The organism is Aeromonas sp. s10, from assembly GCF_040907975.1.
GTDB lineage: Bacteria > Pseudomonadota > Gammaproteobacteria > Enterobacterales > Aeromonadaceae > Aeromonas > Aeromonas caviae.
The window spans coordinates 1-20,314 of the sequence record NZ_JBFOCV010000028.1 but is presented as its reverse complement, the minus strand read 5'-3'; the positions used below and the strand labels follow the sequence as shown (position 1 = coordinate 20,314).

Annotated in this window: 17 protein-coding genes; 6 read left to right on the top strand and 11 right to left on the bottom strand. The window is 61.1% G+C overall.

Annotation, left to right across the window (positions count from 1 at the left end):
• Nucleotides 1-31 precede the first annotated feature (31 nt).
• The 3 genes from AB5Y59_RS06845 to AB5Y59_RS06835 form a co-directional block, all read right to left on the bottom strand.
• The gene (locus tag AB5Y59_RS06845; protein ID WP_368211703.1) at nucleotides 32-2,158 is read right to left on the bottom strand and encodes a FimV/HubP family polar landmark protein; all 2,127 of its coding nucleotides are present in this window, start codon (nucleotides 2,156-2,158) and stop codon (nucleotides 32-34) included.
• Between the two features lie 293 nt (nucleotides 2,159-2,451).
• Nucleotides 2,452-3,468 (bottom strand): aspartate-semialdehyde dehydrogenase, encoded by a 1,017-nt coding sequence (locus tag AB5Y59_RS06840; protein ID WP_041214974.1) that lies wholly within the window; start codon nucleotides 3,466-3,468, stop codon nucleotides 2,452-2,454.
• A gap of 147 nt (nucleotides 3,469-3,615) precedes the next feature.
• Nucleotides 3,616-4,737, bottom strand: a complete 1,122-nt coding sequence (locus AB5Y59_RS06835) for a 4-phosphoerythronate dehydrogenase (protein WP_045524344.1) — start codon at nucleotides 4,735-4,737, stop codon at nucleotides 3,616-3,618.
• 250 nt (nucleotides 4,738-4,987) lie between these two features.
• On the opposite strand from AB5Y59_RS06835, the gene AB5Y59_RS06830 reads away from it, so the two are divergent.
• Nucleotides 4,988-5,710: a phosphatase PAP2 family protein gene (locus tag AB5Y59_RS06830; RefSeq protein WP_368211701.1), complete on the top strand. Its 723-nt coding sequence runs from the start codon at nucleotides 4,988-4,990 to the stop codon at nucleotides 5,708-5,710.
• Nucleotides 5,711-5,763: 53 nt separating this feature from the next.
• Here AB5Y59_RS06830 and AB5Y59_RS06825 read toward each other — a convergent pair whose 3' ends face one another.
• The gene (locus tag AB5Y59_RS06825) at nucleotides 5,764-6,585 is read right to left on the bottom strand and encodes a MetQ/NlpA family ABC transporter substrate-binding protein (protein WP_010675145.1); all 822 of its coding nucleotides are present in this window, start codon (nucleotides 6,583-6,585) and stop codon (nucleotides 5,764-5,766) included.
• 340 nt (nucleotides 6,586-6,925) lie between these two features.
• Between AB5Y59_RS06825 and AB5Y59_RS06820 the strand changes: the two genes are divergently transcribed.
• Nucleotides 6,926-7,378, top strand: a complete 453-nt coding sequence (locus tag AB5Y59_RS06820) for a VOC family protein (RefSeq protein ID WP_102948550.1) — start codon at nucleotides 6,926-6,928, stop codon at nucleotides 7,376-7,378.
• Between the two features lie 14 nt (nucleotides 7,379-7,392).
• Here AB5Y59_RS06820 and AB5Y59_RS06815 read toward each other — a convergent pair whose 3' ends face one another.
• Nucleotides 7,393-7,590, bottom strand: a complete 198-nt coding sequence (locus tag AB5Y59_RS06815; RefSeq protein WP_010675148.1) for a hypothetical protein — start codon at nucleotides 7,588-7,590, stop codon at nucleotides 7,393-7,395.
• Between the two features lie 220 nt (nucleotides 7,591-7,810).
• Between AB5Y59_RS06815 and AB5Y59_RS06810 the strand changes: the two genes are divergently transcribed.
• Together AB5Y59_RS06810 and AB5Y59_RS06805 are read left to right on the top strand one after the other, a co-directional pair.
• Complete coding sequence (locus tag AB5Y59_RS06810; RefSeq protein WP_368211700.1) at nucleotides 7,811-8,350, top strand: isochorismatase family protein; 540 nt, start codon at nucleotides 7,811-7,813, stop codon at nucleotides 8,348-8,350.
• Nucleotides 8,351-8,367: 17 nt separating this feature from the next.
• Nucleotides 8,368-8,547, top strand: a complete 180-nt coding sequence (locus AB5Y59_RS06805; RefSeq protein ID WP_233462889.1) for a hypothetical protein — start codon at nucleotides 8,368-8,370, stop codon at nucleotides 8,545-8,547.
• Nucleotides 8,548-8,565: 18 nt separating this feature from the next.
• Here the strand turns inward: AB5Y59_RS06805 and modF are convergent, their stop codons facing one another.
• Nucleotides 8,566-10,020, bottom strand: coding sequence for a molybdate ABC transporter ATP-binding protein ModF (gene modF / locus AB5Y59_RS06800; protein WP_139737020.1), 1,455 nt, complete (start codon nucleotides 10,018-10,020; stop codon nucleotides 8,566-8,568).
• A gap of 118 nt (nucleotides 10,021-10,138) precedes the next feature.
• Entirely contained in the window at nucleotides 10,139-12,511 is a 2,373-nt protein-coding gene (gene ppsA / locus AB5Y59_RS06795) for a phosphoenolpyruvate synthase (protein ID WP_368211698.1), read from the bottom strand.
• A gap of 307 nt (nucleotides 12,512-12,818) precedes the next feature.
• On the opposite strand from ppsA, the gene AB5Y59_RS06790 reads away from it, so the two are divergent.
• Complete coding sequence (locus tag AB5Y59_RS06790; protein WP_010675153.1) at nucleotides 12,819-13,631, top strand: pyruvate, water dikinase regulatory protein; 813 nt, start codon at nucleotides 12,819-12,821, stop codon at nucleotides 13,629-13,631.
• A 129-nt stretch (nucleotides 13,632-13,760) separates the two neighbouring features.
• Here AB5Y59_RS06790 and AB5Y59_RS06785 read toward each other — a convergent pair whose 3' ends face one another.
• Nucleotides 13,761-14,036 carry a hypothetical protein gene (locus AB5Y59_RS06785; protein ID WP_080770124.1) on the bottom strand — a complete coding sequence of 92 codons (276 nt, stop codon included), beginning with the start codon at nucleotides 14,034-14,036 and terminating at the stop codon, nucleotides 13,761-13,763.
• 356 nt (nucleotides 14,037-14,392) lie between these two features.
• Here AB5Y59_RS06785 and AB5Y59_RS06780 point away from each other — a divergent pair, with 356 nt between their 5' ends.
• Nucleotides 14,393-15,769 carry an amino acid permease gene (locus AB5Y59_RS06780; protein WP_010675155.1) on the top strand — a complete coding sequence of 459 codons (1,377 nt, stop codon included), beginning with the start codon at nucleotides 14,393-14,395 and terminating at the stop codon, nucleotides 15,767-15,769.
• Nucleotides 15,770-15,931: 162 nt separating this feature from the next.
• On the opposite strand, the gene AB5Y59_RS06775 is transcribed toward AB5Y59_RS06780, so the two are convergent.
• From AB5Y59_RS06775 to AB5Y59_RS06765, 3 genes are all read right to left on the bottom strand, one after another.
• The gene (locus tag AB5Y59_RS06775) at nucleotides 15,932-16,633 is read right to left on the bottom strand and encodes an SIMPL domain-containing protein (protein ID WP_010675156.1); all 702 of its coding nucleotides are present in this window, start codon (nucleotides 16,631-16,633) and stop codon (nucleotides 15,932-15,934) included.
• Nucleotides 16,634-16,687: 54 nt separating this feature from the next.
• Nucleotides 16,688-17,245, bottom strand: a complete 558-nt coding sequence (locus AB5Y59_RS06770; protein ID WP_010675157.1) for a hypothetical protein — start codon at nucleotides 17,243-17,245, stop codon at nucleotides 16,688-16,690.
• An 87-nt stretch (nucleotides 17,246-17,332) separates the two neighbouring features.
• Nucleotides 17,333-20,314 (bottom strand): type I secretion C-terminal target domain-containing protein (locus tag AB5Y59_RS06765; RefSeq protein WP_368211697.1); only part of this gene is annotated, 2,982 nt, incomplete at its 5' end.

The window sequence follows — 20,314 nt, the reverse complement described above, 5'->3', positions numbered from 1 at the left end:
CCTCTCTGGTGCATCGATGACAAGGGCCTGCCTAGCCCAGGCGTTTGAGCAGCTTCTGCGCCTCGCTGCGCTGGTGCTCGCTGCCCTGGGCCACCGCCTCTTCCAGCAGCTCGCGGGCGCTCTCCTTGTCGTCGATCTCGAGGTAAGCCCGGGCCAGATCCAGCTTGGCCCCCACCCCGCCGTCATCGGCATCCACATCAAAGCCGTTGGACTCCGGCAGCACCTCGGGGAAACCGTCCAGCCCCACATCCAGGGAGAAACCCTGATAGGGTTCCTGCTCCGTGCTGCTGGCATCGGCATCGGCCAGCAGCTTGTCGATTTCAACGAAGTCGCTGTCTTGCACCTGCTCGCGGGGTTTCACCTCCCCCTGATGGGACTCCACCTCGGCGAAGGCATCCTCGAAGTCCGCCAGGGCCAGCTCGCTGGGATCCCACTCGGACGTCGCCGGCTTGGTGGGCTCCAGCCCGAGCTCGGCCAGCATGTCGTCCACATCGTCCTTGCCAAACCCCGTCTCGTCGATGTGCGGCGCCTTGGCGGCACGCTCATCGTCGGTCGGCTCGCCAAACCCGGTCTCTAGATCGCTCAGATCGAAGTTGGCCAGTGTCTCGTCACGCTGGCTGCGGCTCTCCTCCTGGGCCTGGGCCAGATCCGCTTCCAGATCCGCGTCCAGCTCGGCAAACAGGGCGGCCTGCAGCTCCTCCTCGGTCATGATCTCGTCATGACCACGAGCAGAGGAGCTGGGCTCGTCGGAGAGATCGAGTTCCGGCACCACGGGCAGATCGAAGTCCCCCTCGTGGGCTAGATCCAGCTCGGGCACCAGATCCGGATCCCGGTTCGCCGTCGTCACCGCAGGCTCCACATCAAAAGCGGAGAGCGCCGTCTCGTCATCCCGGAAGATGACATCGGCGGCGGCACTGGCGCCATCTTGCTTCCTGCTCACTTCCGGCTCGTTGAGATCCGGCATGCCATGGAGGGGCTCGTCATCCGCGATGCCCACCGTCATCAACTGATCAAACTCGCTGTTCTCGTCTCCCATGACCATGGAGGTCGACTCGGAGAGGCTCTTCTCCTGCTCTTCCAGCTCGCGGCGGGCACGAGCACGCAGCCAGAGCGTGACCAGGGCAAGCACCAGGAGTACCGGCAGCAGGATGATCATGGCGAGATTGAGCGGCGAAGAGAGCAGCTCCATCAGCCAGCTCTGTTTGGGCACCGGCGCCACCACGGGAGGCGTCGGATTGGCCTTGAGTTCCGCCACCTCTTTTTGCAGGGCGGTCTGATCCTGCAACTGGGCCTTGAGGGTCTCCACCTCTTCGGTCAGGGCTTGCAGGCGCAGCTTGAGCCTGTGGTTCATCTCGGTGACCTGGCCGAGCTGGGCGTTGGCATCTTCCAGGGCCAGCGCCATCTCGGTGGAGGGTTTGCCCACCGCAGTGGCGGGCAGGGGCGCCGGCGCCGTGCTGGCGGCGCTGCTCGCAGCAGCGCTCACCACCACGGGGGTGGAGACAGCCGCCTTGGCGGTCTCCTTCACCTCGGGGGCTGGAGCCGTCGCCTTGGGTGCCGCCGGGATCGGCGCCGCCTTGGGCGGTGTATTCTTGGCCACCACAGCCGGCTTGGCCGGAGCAGGCTTGCTCGCCACCGGCTGGGCGACGTGGGATTGCTTGTTGGCCAGGTATTTGGGGCTCAGCCCCTTCCAGCTCGCGTTGTCGCTGTTGAAGCGACGGCGTGCTTCGGCATCCGTGATGCGCCCCGCCTCTGCGGCGGTGGGCAGCAGGATGTGGGAACCCACCAGAATATGGTTGATGTTGCCGTCTGCGAAGCTTCGGGGGTTCTTGTCATAGATGGCCACCATGGTCTGGTAGACGCTTACCCGGTTGGAAGGGCGATGCTTGCTCGCCAGACTCCAGAGGGTATCGGTGGGACGCACGGGACCATAACTGCCAGCCGACGCAGCAGGCACTTGACGCACGATGGGCTCGGCTCTGGGCAGGGTGACGGGCGCCACGGGCTGGGCCCGGGGCTCTGGTTGCACCGCGGGGGGCGGTGAGCCATCCGGTCCCTTGAGTTCGACAAAGAAGGGTTCTCGCGCCCCCTCTTCGGCCTGAACCGTGCCCAGAAGCCCCAATGCGAGTAGCGTTGCCAGCGTTATGCGGGAATGTCCCATATTCGTTCCTTCGTATGACGGCCCTATCACATTGAAAAATCTGGATAGTTACCCCAAAACAATCGGCTCAATATAAATCAGGCGCCGGTCTCAAGCCAGCGATCCGACATATTTCGCGCCCGGCGGCGACCAGAAAGCAGCCCCAGACGCGAACCAGAGTGTAGAAAAAAACCTAGTCCACTGATATCACACGGTATTCCAAAAACCGGAGAGTGGGTTCCCGGTCACATACCGGGGCCAGGGCGCCCACATCAAGGCGGGGTTCCCTCCCCGCCCGGGGCCGACATCCGGCCTCAGAGGTAGTCGCGTACCAGCAGTTCGGCAATCTGCACGCTGTTGGTTGCCGCGCCCTTACGAACGTTATCGGCCACGATCCACATATTGATACCACTCGGATGAGAAATATCCTGGCGCACCCGCCCGACCATCACATCATCCTGGCCGGTGGCATCGCGCACCGGGGTCGGGTAGTCCCCTTCATCATCAAACAGGGTCACCCCCGGGGCATTGCGCAACAGCTCCTTGACCTGCTCGGCGTCCAGCGGCTGGTGCAGCTCCACATGAACCGCCTCGGCGTGACCGTAGAAGACCGGTACCCGCACGCAGGTGGGGTTCACGGCGATGCTGGCATCCCCCAGGATCTTCTGGGTCTCCCACACCATCTTCATCTCTTCCCGGGTGTAGCCGTTGTCGGTGAAAGCATCGATCTGCGGGATCAGGTTGAAGGCGATCTGCTGCGGATAGAGGGTCGGCTCCACCGGGCGGCCGTTGAGCAGGTGGGCGGTCTGGCCCGCCAGCTCGCTCACCCCTTCCTTGCCGGAGCCGGAAACGGATTGGTAGGTCGCCACGTTGATGCGACTGATGCCTACCTCATCGTGCAGGGGCTTGAGGGCCACCAGCATCTGGATGGTGGAGCAGTTGGGGTTGGCGATGATGTTGCGGTTGCGAAAATCGGCCAGCGCGTCCGGGTTCACTTCCGGAATGACCAGGGGAATGTCCTCGTCGTAGCGGAAGCAGGAGGTGTTGTCGATGACGATGCAGCCGTGCTCGGCGGCGATGGGCGCCCATTTGGCCGAGACCTCGGCACCGGCGGAGAAGAGTGCGATCTCCACCTGGCTCCAGTCAAAGGCCTCCACATCAAGGATGTCGACGTTCTTGCCGCCAAAACGCACCGTGTCCCCAGCGCTGCGACTGGAGGCGAGCGGATAGAGGGTCGCTACCGGGAAGGCGCGCTCCTCCAGGATCTCGATCATGGCCTGACCCACGGCGCCGCTGGCACCCAATACCGCTACGTTGAATTGCTGACTCACTGATCTGTTCTCCTGTGATGCGGCCCGTCGGGGCCGGGCATAAGGGCCCCGGCTGGCACGCGTATCGGTTTGATGACAGGCCCGCCATGATGCCGGGCCGGGGGAAAACGCCGCCTGGGCAAGCCCCTCCCCTTGTTGAAATCGGGTTTATTGCTCCGAGACGGCAAAGCCCAGTCGGGCCAGTCTGTCGTCGGCGAAGGGCCCTTTCAGTTGCAGGGCGCCCAATTCGCGCCGCTCGGGGTAGCGCTTGCGCTGCTCATCGAAGCTGCCGGGCAGCCCGATCCGGTTGCGAAAACGGGCGTCGTCACGGCGCACGTCATAAACAAGGTGGACAAGCTGCTTGATGAGCGCCTGATCCGCCGGCTGCCCCGGCGTCAGCTCGCGCACCTCTGGGGCAGGCAGCAGGGATTGCAGATCCTGGCGCGGGGTGCGCCCCAGTTGCCGGCACAGCGCCTCATAGAGCATCCAGGTGCCACGGGCCTTGCCTTCCAGGCTGTAACCGGCGATGTGCGGGGTGGCCAGCTCGGTATGGGGCACCAGTTCATTGAGGGGCTCGGGCTCTCCTTCCCACACGTCCATCACCAGTCGCAGGGGATGGGGTCCCTGCTGGCGGACAAGCAGGGCACGGTTGTCCCACACCTCGCCGCGGGATGCGTTGATGAGGATCTGCCCGGCCGGACGCTCGGCGATCTCCTCGGCTCCCAGCAGGTGGAAGGTGGCCTCATCCCCTTCACGAAGATAGGGAACATGGAAGCTGACGATGTCGGCATCCAGGGCAGTGCGGTAATCCACGAAGTCGCCAGCGGCGCCGCTACGGGCCAGGGGCGGGTCGCAGCGCAGCACCTTCATCCCGAGCGCCTCGGCCTTGCCGGCCACGCTCTCGCCGGTGTTGCCGGCGCCGATGACGGCGAGGCTCATCTCGCTCAAGGTCAGCTCATGGCGTTCGGCCAGAACCAGCAGGGCGGAGAGCACGTAGTCCCCCACCGACACCTTGTTGCAGCCGGGGGCGCTGAAGAAGGGAATGCCCCGCGCCGCCAGCAGCCCCTGATCGATGTGATCCGTGCCGATGGTGGCCGTGCCGACAAACCCCAGCCTGGGGCAACTCGCCAGGAGCGCTTCGTTGACCCGGGTCACGGAGCGCACCAGCAGCACATCCGCCTCTTGCAGATCCGCGGCCCTTATTTCTCGTCCCGGCAGGGGAACCACTTCACCAAATTCCGCAAACAGCTCCACCGCATGGGGCATATTTTCATCAACGACGATCTTCATCGGCACGCATCTCGTCCACAAGGGCCACAGGCGCGCCATTCTAGCCCAAACGCGGCGGATTTTCAGAGGCTTGTTGGCAGACCTCTCTGCGGCCATCTTTCCACCTTCCGGCCTCAGGTGCGGGCACGATGTCCGGCAGCATCATATGTAACAACCTGTTGCCCTCACCCCCTTCGCCTTGACCAGAGCAACCTGACTGGCACAATGACGCCTCTTTCTAGCCGCTCGCGCCACCGAACCGGACCCCTTGATGCCGACTCACTCCTCTTCGTTGCCACGCCGCAAGGTGCTTCATTTCAATGCCCTCCTGCTCCTTCCCCTGCTGCTGCTCGCCTGCCTGCCCTGGCAGCCGTTCATGACCCAGGCCCTGCAATCAGGCTGGCTATGGTGGCCCTACGCCCTCACCCGCATGGTGGACTTACCGGGGCTGGTCTTCACCATTGCCGCCCTGCTGCTGCTCACAAGACACAAGCTGACGCTGGACGGTCGCGCCTTGTTGGCGCTGACTGGCGCCCTCTTTGCCGTGCTGGCGAGCGACTGGGTCATCAAGAGCCTCATCAAGCTGCTGACCGAGGAGCCCAGGCCCTACCTCATCTGGCTGGAGAGCCAGGAGCTGATCCCCGCCATCCGCCAGTTCTATGGGGGAAGCCAGGCCCTTCGCAGCGAACAGGTCCACGCCGCGACCCAGTTGCTGGCGCTGCCCGCCTGGCTCGGCCAGCACTGGCAGGCAGAGGTCAACTATGCCTTTCCCTCCGGTCACAGCATCGCCGCCATGAGCCTCGCCCAGTTCTTCGGCCTGATCTGGCTGGCCCGGGCACCCGCCGGGGCCTGGCTGCTGCCACTCTGGGCCATCGGGATCGGCCTCTCGCGCACCCTTATCGGCATGCACTGGCCCCTGGATGTGCTGGCAAGCGCCCTGCTTGGCAGCCTCACCGCCCTCCTGGCCGCCCGCTGGTGGTTGCGCCACTACTGACGTCCAATAAAAAACGGGCACCTGGGTGCCCGTTTTTATCGCTTGTACGCCACTCACCCCTTCTGCTGCCAGCCCTCGGGATACTTGTAGCCGACGAAGCGCTTGGCGGCATAAGCCTTGAATTCAGGGGAGTTGTAGGCGGCCGCCACATCCTTGGCGAACGGCTTGCCCGCATCGGCGCTCTTTACCACCACCCAGTTGATGAAGTCATAGCTGCGCTCGAGGAAGAGGCCGGAGCTGAACGGGATCCCGCTTGAGGCGGCAAAGTTGCCGTTGATGACGGAGAAGTCCACATCCTCACGGGAGCGCGGCAGCTGCGCCGCTTCCAGCAGCACCAGCTTGAGGTTGTGGGGGTTCTTCACCACGTCGAACTCGCTCGCCTTGAGGGGATTGATCCCCTCCTTGAGGCTCAGCCAGCCCAGATCCTGCAGCATCAGCAGTGCCCGCGCCTGGTTGGTGGGATCGTTCGGGATGGCGACCGTGCTTCCCTCTTTCACCGCCTTCAGATCCCCCAGCTTGCCGGCGTAGAGCCCCATGGGGCCGGTCGGCACCTGAGTGATGGGCGCCAGAGAGAGACCCCGGTCTTTGGCGAAGCTCTCCAGATAGGGCTTGTGCTGGAAGCAGTTGACGTCAAGCGACCCGTCCGCCAGGGCGATGTTGGGGGTCACGTAATCGGTGAACTCCACCAGTTTGACCTTGTAGCCCTTGGCTTCGAGCTGCGGCTTGATGGCGTCGGTGACCATATCGGCAAAGTCACCAACCGTGGTGCCGATGACGATCTCTTTCTTCGCCTCATCGATGGCAAAGGCGGACAGCGGCAGGCTGCTGGCGAGCAACGCCAGGGCGGAAAGGGTGAAGAAGGAACGACGTTGCATAAAAAACTCCCTGTCAACATGATCATCAAAACGGTGAGCGGTAGGGGCGCGAACATGCAGTCAGCGCACAACCATCTAGCCATCTAAACGGCCAACTGAGCACACCATAACAGAGCTCGTAGCCTTCGCCAAGCAACAAAACCGGGCAAGCTTGGCCAGCACGAAGCAAAGCGCATCCCGCAACTGGATGAAAAATCTTTGACGGAGCACGCAGTTATGCGCCTTGCCCTCTCCCTGCCTGGCGTCGAACTGACTTATTGTGGTCATTCGATACCCATTTCAACGGTTCCCATGAGGGCCTGATGGGCTGCTCTACACCCAGGCCACGCAAGGAGTCACCGTGTTCGATCATGTTGAAATCAAGGTGGTGCGTTTTGACTCCTGTCAGCACTTCTACGCCACCGTGCTGGCTCCTCTTTTGATAGAACTCAAATGGTCTGATGAGACGGCGGCCGGTTTTGGCCTGATGGGCCGCGATCACGTGGGCTTTCTGATTGAGCGGGGGCAGCAGGGCGCCTCCTGCCATCTCGCATTCAGGGCCGACGACGCGACACAGGTGGATGCGTTCCATCACGCGGGGATCAAGGCAGGCTTTGCCTGCAATGGGTTGCCGGGACTGCGTCCCCACTATGCCCCCAATTACTACGCCGCCTTCCTGGGCGATCCCGATGGCAGCAACATCGAGGCGATGACCTACATTGAGTCCTCACACGCCGCAAACACATCGCAGCACTGTGCCACCCAGCAAAAGGCCCTGCATTCGGTGAATCCAGGGCCTGAGAAGTACACGTAATGAGTCGGGTTAGATTATTTGACCGCCTTGCTGGCGTTCTCCAAGGCCTGCTTCTCGGCGGCGTTCATGATGGACGCCTGGCGGTTTTGCTCGGCCTGGTAGCAGGCGTCCTTGCTGATCCCTTGCGCCTGGCATTCCGCCATGCGTTGTGCCGGGCTGGCGCAACCGGCCAAAAGGCCAGCCAGGGAGACGAACAGGATTATCTTCTTCATGGTACTTCTCATCGTTAATGGAAAATCGTCCAACTACGCAGTAGCGGGTTGATGCGTCGCCCCTTGTCATGCACACCACAACTGAGAAAACGGGCTCCATGACGCGCATCCTAGTGCCCGCCACGCCGTCGGTCAGCTCACAATTTGTATCAAGATGTACGCGAGAATGGCTCCCAGGATGGCGCTGTATCTCATCCGCAACGGAGAAAGGAGACAAAAAATGCACAAACACCATCACCCAGGCCTGCTGGTGGTCGATATCCAGGGCAAGCTGGCCCGCCTGGTCGAGGAGAGCGACGCCCTGATTGCCAATACCGCCAGGCTGGTGCAAGGGGCCAGGGTGCTGGGGCTGCCGGTTGTCTGGCTGGAGCAGAACCCGGACAAGCTCGGTGCCACCGTGCCCGAATTGCAATCGCTGCAGGCAGGCGATCTTGTGCTGCCCAAATTCAGCTTCGGCGCCCTGGGGGAGCCCACTGTGGCGACCGCGCTGGCCGAAAGCGGGGTAGAGCATTGGCTGGTATGTGGCATCGAGGCCCATATCTGCGTCTTCCAGAGCGTGCAGGGGCTTCTGGCCAGCGGTGCCGGGGTCTCGCTGGTGGTGGATGCGGTGTCGTCTCGCTGCGCTGCCAACCGGGATCTCGCCATCGGCCAGCTTGCGGCCAGGGGAGCTGCGCTGACGTCGGTGGAGATGTGTCTCTTTGATCTGATGGGGGATTGCCGCCATCCGGCATTTCGCCAGATCCTCTCCCTGGTGAAATGACCGCCATGATGGACAACATGGCGCCCTTTCTGTTCGCCCTCATCGCCTTCGGGACAGCACTCATGGTGACGGTGACGGGTATGGCCGCCACCCGTCACTATCTGGCCTGGCTCTGGCTGGGGATCATGCTCTTCTTCGGGCTGTGGTGGACGCTGCTGGGGATGCCGCCGCTCCTCGCCGAACCAGCCCCTCTCTGACCATGCCGCCCGGGCGGCTCAGCTCCCCAGACGCTCCTGCAGATAGTCGTAACCTCCCTCCTCCCTTGGCACGAAGCTCAGCCTGTGGGTCAGACCGGGGGGCGCATCATCGGCATGATGGGAAACGAACAACAGCTGGGTTCCCTCGCCAACGAGGCGCGCTACCATCTCCCGCACCAGGTGACGGTTGAGGGGATCCAGTCCCTGCAGGGGTTCGTCCAGGATGAGCAGCGGCGGATGTTTGACCAGGGCACGGGCGATCAGCACCAGTCGCTGCTGACCGAAAGAGAGAGAGTGGAAAGGCTGCGCCCCCTGATCGGCCAGCCCCAGCAGGGCCAGCCACTGGTTGGCCAGCGCCAGCTGACGATCTCCCGGCCGGGTATAAAGCCCGATGGAGTCGTAGAAACCGGAGAGGATCACTGTCTGCACCGGGCAGCTGACACGATAGTCCAGATGCAGCGCCGGGCTCACGAGCCCGATGTGGCGCTTGATCTCCCAGATGCTCTCGCCGCTGCCCCGCCGCCGTCCGAACAGATGGAGCTCATTGTTGTAACCTTGCGGGTGATCTCCGGTGATGAGGGAGAGCAGGGTCGACTTGCCAGCGCCATTCGGTCCCACCAGTTGCCAGTGCTCCCCCTCGTCAATGGTCCAGTCGAGCCCATCGATGATCACCTGATCCCCGTAAGCGATACGCATGGCTTTCATGACGACCCGAGGGCCGGGAGGCAGGGGCTCGGGGGTCGTCAGCGGTGGCGGCAAACGGGGGGATACCGTTTCGGCGCGTGCCAGCTGGGCAACCTCCTGGCTGCCGAGCACCGCTTCGCGCTCCCCCGCCAGCAGCAGACGACACTCACCGAGCAGGCCGAGGTGAGTGGCAAAGGGGGGGATCTCGTCAAAACGGTTGACGATCACCACCAGGCGCAGCCCCTCTGACACTAGGTCGGCCAGCAACATCATCAAAGAAGCCCTGGCCCCCTGATCCAGACCATCGAAGGGTTCGTCCAACACCAGCAGTTCGGGTCGCCCCAGCAGGGCCCGGGCCAGCAGCAGCTTGCGCCCCTCCCCGCTCGAGAGGTAGCGATAGGGGCGCTCCCACAGGGATTCAATGCCAAAACGGGCCAGCAGCGCGCGGGCCTCATGCTCCTCACCCCCTGCCTCCTGCATCAGGGTCGATACCCGATACCCCGCCTCCTCTTCTTCCCCCAGCATGTCGGTATTGCGCCGCTGCCAGTCCAGCTCCCCCAGCTGTTGCTGCGACTCGAACGAGAGTCGCTCGGCCCGGACTCGACCCGATACCGCTCCGGCACGCACGACCAGCTCGCCGCACAGGGCCGACGCCAGCGCCGTCTTGCCGCTGCCGTTGCTGCCGACGAAGGCCCAGCAGGCCTGCGGGGTGAGACAGAGTTCGGGAATAACCAGGGTGTGGTGGCCACGCAGGGCCAGGGTGGCGGATTGCCACTGCAATGAGGTCATGGGATCGTCCTGTGATGGGTGCGGAGCACCTTGCTCTTTCCCCTTGTAACAGAAAAAGGGGGGCGCAGACAAAAACGGCGCCATTGCGGCGCCGTGTCATCAAAAAGCGGGAACGGGTTTAGCCGGCCTTGTGCTGCTCGGCCAGATAGAGCCAGGTGTCGACCACGGTATCGGGGTTGAGCGACACGGAATCGATCCCCTGCTCGACCAGCCAGGCAGCGAAGTCCGGGTGATCGGACGGCCCCTGGCCGCAGATCCCCACGTACTTGCCCGCCTTGCGGGCGGCGGCGATGGCCATGGCCAGCAGTGCTTTGACCGCCTCGTTGCGCTCGTCGAACAGGTGGGCGATGAGCCCGGAGTCCCGATCCAGCCCCAGGGTCAACTGGGTCATGTCATTGGAGCCGATGGAGAAGCCGTCGAAGTGCTCGAGGAACTTGTCCGCCAGCAGCGCATTGGAGGGCAGCTCGCACATCATGATGACTTTCAGGCCGCGCTCGCCACGGCGCAAGCCGTTCTCAGCCAGTATCTCCACCACCTGCTCCGCCTCACCCAGGGTACGCACGAAGGGGATCATCACCTCGACGTTGGTCAACCCCATGACATCCCGCACCCGTTTCATCGCCTCGCACTCGAGGGCGAAGCAGGGGCGGAAGCTGTCGGCGATGTAGCGCGACGCACCGCGGAAACCGATCATGGGGTTCTCTTCATGGGGTTCGTAACCACGCCCCCCCACCAGGTTGGCGTACTCATTGGACTTGAAGTCCGACATCCGCACGATGACCCGCTCAGGCCAGAAGGCGGCCGCCAGGGTGGCGATCCCTTCCGTCAGCTTGGCCACGTAGAACTCCCTGGGGCTCTCGTAGCCCGCGATCATCCTGGTGATGGAGGCCTGGAGTTCCGGGGTCTGCTGATCGAACTCCAGCAGCGCCTTGGGGTGGACCCCGATCATGCGGTTGATGATGAACTCGAGGCGGGCCAGGCCCACGCCGGCATTCGGCAACTGGGCAAAATCGAAGGCGCGGTCCGGATTGCCGACGTTCATCATGATCTTGATGGGCAGGCGCGGCATGTTGCCCACCTCGGTCACCGCCACGTCAAAGTCGAGCTCGCCGTCATAGATGAAGCCGGTATCCCCTTCCGCACAGGAGACGGTGATGAGCTGACCATCCTGGATGTGGTCGGTGGCGTTGCCGCAACCCACCACTGCCGGAATGCCAAGCTCCCGGGCGATGATGGCGGCGTGACAGGTGCGTCCACCCCGGTTGGTGACGATGGCGGAAGCGCGCTTCATGATGGGCTCCCAATCCGGATCGGTCATGTCGGTGACCAGCACATCGCCGGGCTGCACTTCATCCATCTGGCTGATGGAGGAGATGACACGGGCCGGACCCGCGCCAATCTTGTGGCCGATGGCGCGCCCCTCGATCAGCACCTTGCCGGTTTGCTTGAGGGCAAAGCGCTCGAGGGTATTGGCTTCCTGGCGGCTACGCACGGTTTCCGGACGGGCCTGAACGATGTAGAGCTTGCCATCCTGACCATCCTTGGCCCACTCGATGTCCATCGGGCGACCGTAGTGCTGCTCGATGATGAGGGCCTGCTTTGCCAGGGCCATCACTTCCTCGTCTGTGATGCAGAAGCGGTTGCGCTCGGCATCGGTGGTGTCGACCACCTTCACCTGACGGCCATGACCGGCATCCCCGGAGTAGGTCATCTTGATGAGCTTGGAGCCCAGCGTCTTGCGCACCACGGCGGGGCGCCCGGCCTTGAGGGTCGGCTTGTGCACATAGAACTCGTCCGGGTTGACGGCCCCCTGCACCACCATCTCGCCCAAGCCCTGGGCGCCGGTGATGAAGACCACGTCGTTGAAGCCGGATTCGGTGTCCAGGGTAAACATGACGCCTGAGGCGGCGAGATCCGAGCGCACCATGCGCTGTACCCCGGCGGAGAGAGCGACCCCCTTGTGGTCATAGCCCTGATGGACCCGGTAGGAGATGGCGCGATCGTTGAACAGAGAGGCAAACACATGCTTGATGGCAGTCATGACGGCATCGATGCCGCGCACGTTGAGGAAGGTCTCCTGCTGACCGGCAAACGACGCATCCGGCATGTCTTCCGCGGTGGCGGAGGAGCGCACGGCAAAGGATGCCTCGAGCCCGGCGCTCAGCTTGTCGTAGGCCTCGCGCACCGCCTGCTCCAGAGCGGGCTGGAAGGGCGCTTCCACCACCCAGTCGCGGATCTGCTGACCGGCCCGGTTGAGGGCTGCGATGTCATCCACATCCAGACTGTCGAGCAGGTCATGGATCTTGCCGTTGAGGCCGCTTAACTCCAGAAACTCGTTAAACGCAAAGGCCGTGGTCGCAAACCCGCCCGGCACGGACACGCCGGCCCCCGAGAGGTTGCTGATCATCTCGCCAAGGGATGCATTCTTGCCGCCGACGCGTTCAACGTCCTGCATACCGAGCTGTTCGTACCAGAGTACGTACTGTTGCATTTGCATGTCTCCAGGTTGGGGGGCCAGGGTGACAATTCACCTGCTGTGCCAAGTCGTGTGTTTTTGTTAGTGTCTGTTGCCAACGACCATGAAAACGTTTTCTATTTATTGTCAAAAAAATCCCCGAGCAAGAGTTGGGGATGGTCGTTTGACACAGGCATTCTACAATAGCGACACAAAAAGGTAACGACTCAGGTTTGCAAGCGAGTTCACAACTTGGGCATGGCAGATCTGTTGACAAAAACGATATGGTTTCGAGAGATACTTATTTCTCGCCGCCCTCTGGAGCGCACCACAGGAGTCCGCAGTGCACACCGTATTCTATGTATCCGACGGCACCGCCATCACCGCCGAAGTCTTCGGCCACGCCGTGTTGAGCCAGTTTCCCCTGGCCTTCGAACAGGTCACCATCCCCTTTGTCGAGACCCAGGAGAAAGCGCGCCAGGTACGGGCACGCATTGATGAGCAGTTTCGCCAGACCGGGGTGCGCCCCATCCTGTTTCACACCATCGTCGACCCCATGGTGCGTGAAGAGGTGCTCAAGGCCCAGGCCAGCAGCCACGATTTTCTCAACACCTTCGTGAGCCCTCTCGAACAGGAGCTCGGTATCAAGGCCGAACCCAGGTTGCATCGCACCCATGGCATGGAAAACCGCAAGCTTTACGACGATCGCATCGAGGCGGTCAACTTTGCGTTGGCCAACGACGATGGCATCACCACCAGGGAGTATGACGAGGCAGACATCATCCTCATCGGGGTCTCCCGTTGCGGCAAGACACCGACCAGCCTCTATCTGGCGCTGCAATTTGGCATTCGCGCCGCCAACTATCCCTTTATCGAGCAGGACATGGGATCGCTGGAGCTGCCCGCCGCCCTCAAGGCCAATCGCCACAAATTGTTCGGCCTCACCATCATGCCGCAGCGGCTGCACGAGATCCGCAACCAGCGCCGCGCCAACAGCCGCTACTCCTCACTTGATCAATGCAAACAGGAGCTGGCCAGCGTCGAGAGGCTGTTCCGCCAGGAGGCGATCCGCTTCCTCGATACCAGCTCCCACTCGGTCGAGGAGATCAGCGCCAAGATCCTGGAAGCAACCGGCCTTCGCCGCCAGCTCTGCTAACCTTCAAGGCTGTGACAGCACAACGCACCATTAAACAGGTGAGTGGCAAGATAACGAAACAGAGAAACAGGATGAAAAAATGATGCCAGCATCGTCGCTGGCATCCTATCACTCGCGGGGCAAGCAGGCTCAGGGCTTGTTGAGCTCCTTGTTGTTCATCAACATGCCGTGAAAATGGATGAGTCCCCTGCCCTTGCGGACTCGCTCGCTCAGCCAGCAGGCTGGCACCAACCCCATCCCGGCAGCAAGGATGAGCACCATGGCGACGTGGTTCACCAGGTAATCCGCTCCCAACCAGCCCCAGACAACAAGGCTGCTCATCGCCATCGTCAGCAACATGGGGGAGAGCCAGATCCCGAGCCAGAGCACGGCCATCACCAGGCCACCGACTATACGCTCCATCATATGAGTCCCTTTTTATCAAAAGGCAAAAGCATCATAAAAACCAATTCGCGTCAACAGGCGCAAATCCACCAGAACACAAAATCAGCAATCACTCTCAAAACCCCTTTCCAGATCATGAAAAACCTGCATGGCGCACAAAACAGCAGCCAATGATGAGGAAAACAGGTGCATGGACGGTCGATTATCACTATTCTGCTCGGGTTGGTAGCCGCTACAAAAAACAGCCAGCGGCAAATCGTAACGATATAAATACGGATTTCGTCACGTTTTCGGCACAAGATGCCGCGCCAGGCAGAGGACGTGCTGTGGCTGACGGGACGCGAGCCGAGTGATTTCAGCGACGTAAGGAAGGAAGCATGGATCTTCAACAACACGGCGAGGAGCTTAAGCGCGGTCTGAAAAACCGCCATATCCAGCTCATCGCACTGGGCGGTGCCATCGGTACCGGCCTGTTCCTCGGCATTGCCGACACCATCAAGATGGCGGGCCCTGCGGTGCTGCTGGGTTATGCCATCGGCGGCTTCATCGCCTTCCTCATCATGCGCCAGCTGGGCGAGATGGTGGTGGAAGAGCCGGTTGCCGGCTCATTCAGCCATTTTGCCTACAAGTACTGGGGTGACTTCGCCGGCTTCGCCTCCGGCTGGAACTACTGGGTGCTCTATGTGCTGGTGAGCATGGCCGAGCTGACGGCAGTCGGTATCTATGTCCAGTACTGGTGGCCCGAGATCCCGACCTGGATGTCGGCGGCCTTCTTCTTCGTGCTGATCAACGCCATCAACCTCTCCAACGTCAAGGCGTTCGGCGAGATGGAGTTCTGGTTCGCCATCATCAAGGTGGTCGCCATTCTCGGCATGATTGGATTCGGCGGCTGGATGCTGTTCTCCGGCAGCGGCGGCCCCGAGGCCACGGTCAGCAACCTCTGGGCCCAGGGTGGCTTCTTCCCCAACGGCGTAGGCGGGCTGGTGATGGCCATGGCCTTCATCATGTTCTCCTTCGGCGGTCTGGAGCTGGTCGGCATCACGGCAGCGGAAGCGGACAATCCCGAGAAGAGCATCCCCAAGGCCACCAACCAGGTGATCTACCGCATCCTCATCTTCTACATCGGTGCCCTCACCGTACTGCTCTCCCTCTATCCCTGGGGCAAGGTAGTGGAAGGCGGCAGCCCGTTCGTGATGATCTTCCATGCGCTCGACAGCAACCTGGTAGCCAACGTACTTAACCTGGTGGTGCTGACCGCCGCGCTGTCGGTGTACAACAGCTGCGTCTACTGCAACAGCCGCATGCTGTTTGGCCTGGCCAAGCAGGGCAACGGCCCCAAGGCCCTGCTCAAGACCAACAAGAGCGGCGTGCCCCTGACCGCCATCACCATCTCGGCCGCGGCCACCCTGCTGTGTGTGCTCATCAACTATTTGATCCCGGGCAAGGCCTTTGGTCTGCTGATGTCTCTGGTGGTCTCCGCCCTGGTCATCAACTGGGCCATGATCAGCCTGGCACACCTCAAGTTCCGCAAGGTGAAGGCTGCAGAAGGGGTCACCACCAAGTTCAAGGCACTGTGGAGCCCGTTTGGCAACTACCTCTGCCTCGCCTTCATGGCCGCCATCCTGGTGATCATGTACATGAACGACGGCACCCGCATCTCGGTCGAGCTGATCCCGGCCTGGGTCCTGGTACTCGGAATCGGCTATCTGCTCAAACAGAAGAGCCAACGCAAGCTGGCGACCAACCTGGGCTAGGCATCGAGCCTCCTCCAACAAAAATGCCGGTCAGTGACCGGCATTTTTTTACTCCATTCCCGTTTCACCTGACCCAGTTAGCGGCTCGCTTGTCCTGCCAGCCCCTGCAATGACAAACCCGAGGGGTTGCCTCGGGTTTGAGTGATGGACAAAGGGGCTGTGTTATTCCAGCAGGAAGACGGCTTCTACATTGTCAGTGATGCTGATCTGCTGCTGTTGATAGCTGTTTTCCATCATGTCGGCGGCAGGGGCTGCCGCAGCCTTCATGGCACGGGTATAGACCGGCATGGGAGAACTGTTGCGGTATTCAACGCTATACACTTTGCCAAGCTTCATGCCGAAAGCCTTGGCCAGGGATTCCGCCTTGCTCGTGGCATCAGCGACAGCACCAAGCCGGGCCTGCTCCTTGATGACCTGTGGTGACTTCAGGCCGTACTCTATCTGGGTCACGGACTCCAGACCCGCCTTGAGGGCGGTATCCATCAACTGGCTGAGTTTGTCGAGTTGATAGAGTTTGACGGCCAGTTGGCGCTGGGCACGGTAACCCACCATTTCAGGCTGCTTGTTCTGGGGATACTGATACTCGGGGGAGATCACCAGGTTGCCCGCCTCGACGTCGCTGCGCTTGATGCCCAGGCTCTCCAGCTGGCCAAAGAAGGCAGCTACCTTGGTATCTACCTGCTGTTTGGCCTTGATGCCCTGCTTCTCCAGTGCCGTGACGGCGACATTGAGCGTCAGCATGTCTGGTTCAGCCTTCTGTTCCGCATAGCCACTGACGACCAGATGGGGGGCCTGAGGAACCTCGATGGCAAGCAACGGAGCACTGACAACCAGCGCGGATAGGGTAAGAAGGGGACGCCACATAAAAAAACCTCCATCATTTAGATGGAGGTCATTATGCATGTCGTCGATTGGGATTCATATATCGTGTGTCGGCGGGATCTGGTCCAGCACCTGATTGGTCATGTCGATATTGATGCTGATCTCCCCTCCTCCTGAATTGCCATGGCTTGTCATCACGGGAGCAGGCGCCTGGCTGCCAAACAGCGATTCATCCTCAAAGTGGAACGAATCCCACGACAGAACATGACCTTGTGATGGCAGATTCGGCTCGGACGTCGTCACGACGGCCAGCGCCCCCCAGTCAAGCTCCTCACCGTGGCTGAGCAGCCCCTGCAAGGAGGTATCGCTCAGGCTCTGCAACGAATACTCCTGCTGCCCCCACTCATGGCCGACCAGCACCATCATGTGGGGCAGGGGCGCATCCTCTGCTGGCGTGAAGCTGATACGAGAGGCGGCAAAGTCCACATTGAGCAACCCCGCCACCTCACCATCTTCGCTCTCCAGCTCCAGACCATTGAGCGTGTCACCCGTCATCGTGGCCTGATAACCAAAGCGGCCGGTGCAGACGATATTGTCCTGCCCGTTCCAGCTGTAGCGAATGCCGTCGATGTCGACCCAGTTGAATGACTGCATGGTGACCCTCTCCTGATACTGCTGCTATCTTATCTGCCCACTCCGTCAAATAACAGGGGCCGGGCACACCCGGCCCCCATACCCTGCTTACGGATCGACCTTGAGGTTGCCCTGATCCAGCAGATCCTGAATGATCTGCAGATTAGATTTACCGGCCGTCAGATCCACGTTGTCAAAGAGGATGGTATGAGTCGTGGTGCCACTTCCCGCGCCATCCAGATCAATGGTCAGGGTCGACTTGCCACTGCCCGGACCAGGAGCAAAGGTAAGATAGTGATCCAGTGTGCTCGCATCGGCATGCTCACCACTGAGCAGTTCACTCAGGTCCAGGACATCTCCATTGGCCCCCGTGGTGAAGTCTTTGATGGTATCCGTGCCTCCTGCATCACCTGCCATCCATTTAAAGGTATCCTTGCCAGCCCCACCAGTCAGGGTATCACTGCCGGTACCCCCAATCAGCAGGTCGTCACCACCACCACCACTCAAGATGTCGTTACCTGCCAGTCCGCTCAGGACGTTGGCATTGCCATCGCCGGTCAGGCTGTCGTTGAACATGGACCCTACCAGGTTTTCCATGTTGCTCAGGCTGTCTGTCCCTGCCCCTCCGGTATTCTGATTGGCGCCATTGACTGTGACCGTGACCCCAGCAGCGCTGTCGAAGTAACTGGCCGTATCATTGCCGTTGCCGCCGTTCAGGGTATCGTTGCCAGCGCCACCGATCAGGAGATCATTGCCTTCACCGCCATTCAAGGTGTCGTTGCCGAGCCCCCCAAGCAGGATGTCGTTCCCGGCATTCCCGTTGAGCGTATCGTTTCCAGACCCCCCGATCAGGATCTCGTCGAGATAGCTCCCGGTGAGTGTCGAACCGCTCTGCACATCCACATACACCTTGGCCGTATCTGTGGTCGTGCTATTGGTGTAGTTGAACGAACCCTCGTAAGAGCTGGGGGTAGCATTGCCGGAAGTATCGTCAAATGTTACCGAGCCTGCATTGTCTGTGACGGTCCCTCCCACAGCTCCCGAGACGCCCGTGATCATCTGGGTCGCAGCCAGAGGCCCGGTGTCATTGGCAAGCAGGGCCCAATCCGGAATGGTCGCAGGGTCCTGGTTGGTGATGATAAAGTCATCACGAACCACGGTAGGACCGACCGCCGGGTTGATAACGATGGACAAGGTGCTGGACGCAGTATCCCCATCGTTGTCTATCACACTGTAACCCACGACCTGGTTTATCCCCCCGACCGGAATGGATGACGGCGGAGTATAGGTGTAGGCGCCGTTGTCCATGTCCACCTTGAGGATGCCGCCTGCAAGTGTAATGGTCCATTCGTTGGTCGTTGTATTGAAGGTCCCGGCTGATGTCCCTCCCGAGACGCCGGCGGAGTCCGTCTTCTGGTTGTAGGTATAAGTCACCCCTCCCACGGTAATGGCATTGAGCCAGCCACCATCGGCCCCGGCACTCGCCGCTACACCGTTGATAAGTTGTCCTGCCAGGGGCGGAGCTACCACGGTGCTCAAAAGGGTCGCGGTCAGTTGGCTGAAGTCAGTCACCACCACTGCGGTGGTATTTGCCGGGCTGGCACCACTGACCCCGTTGTAGGCAATAGGATCCAGTGCAGACTGGGTCGCTCCCGAGCCCATCCCGAGCGCGTACGAATTGATGTTGTTCGCCGTCAGGAAATCGGCCCAGTCCTTGGTTTCACCGCTCAGTGTCGTGCCGTCACCATCGATCCCGTTCCCACCGCCAAGCGAGTTGTTGCCATCAGGAACTGTGGCGGGGGTACCGCTCAACGAGCTGGCATTTGGCAGACCATCCGACATGAAGTAAGAGACATTTTGCGCATTAGCGAGTTTACCTGTATCGCCAAAGGCTTTGATTGCCTCGTTCAGTGCATCATCGTAGTTGGTCGAGTCCGTGGGGGTAAGGCCAAGGATGATGGCCTTGGCTACATCGATCGAAACCCACACCCCGGTCGGATTGGCGGCTGAAGTGGAGAAGGTCACGATATTGACCATGACGCTGCCGTAGGCGCTGTATTTGTCCAGCAGCTCCAACGCGGACTTCTGCATCACCTGCATCCGAGTCATGCCTTGATAGCCCGATGGGTCACCCATACTGCCGGAGATATCGAGGATCAACATCAGATTCGTGTTCTGCACCTGAGTCGCCTGGCCTGCATTGGTAACAGCATTGGCAATGGGGGCATCATCGCTGATCACAACCTGCAGGTTACCCGTGCCACTGTCGCCACTGGCATCCGTAGCCGACACGACGAAACTCGGACCATTCGCTGTATCACTGTTGCCCTGAACGTTGTGAGTCAGCACATTGTCTTTGAGCGTGTAGGTATAGTTCACCGTGTAGACACCGGCTGTGGGGCCGCTGACACCGGTTACCGTCAGCATTCCTTCCGTATTGTTGATCAAGGTCTGACTGCCGCCACTGGTCAAATTGTAAGCCTGCCCACCGATGGTCAAGGTAGTCAGATTTTCACCTTGGGTGTTGATGGTGAAGCTGCCATTGAATATCTCCGAATTACCACTGGCAGCGGTCCCCTCAGGCAGTCCCTCCTCATCAACCGTCGCATTGCCGATGGTCAATACAGGAACACGGGTATCCTGAGCAATATTGATGGTCAGTGTTGCCGGATCCGTATCACCATCGCCATCTTTGAGCGTGTAGGTAAATACCTCCGAGGCCCCCACGGGAACCGATGCCGCCGTGAGCGTATAACTGTATTCGCCATCCAGCCCCATGGTCAGCGTCCCATACAGCCCGGTCACGGTGAATCCACCGGCAGGATTACTGTCTGAATTGCCGTTCGAGCTCACGACCTGGCTGATTGCCGCACCATCAGCCCCCATGACGTCCACCCCGGCACCGGCTGTGCCGCCGATGGTACCCGCCCCGGTAATGACATTACCCGTCACCGGAGTGAACACACCTTCAGTAGCACTGTCAGCATCATCGTTGGCCGTCGGCACGTCATCGACAATCTGCACGCTCAGGGTGTTCGAGGCCGAGTCCCCGTCGCTGTCCACCAGGCTCACCGCGAAGTCTTCGAACAG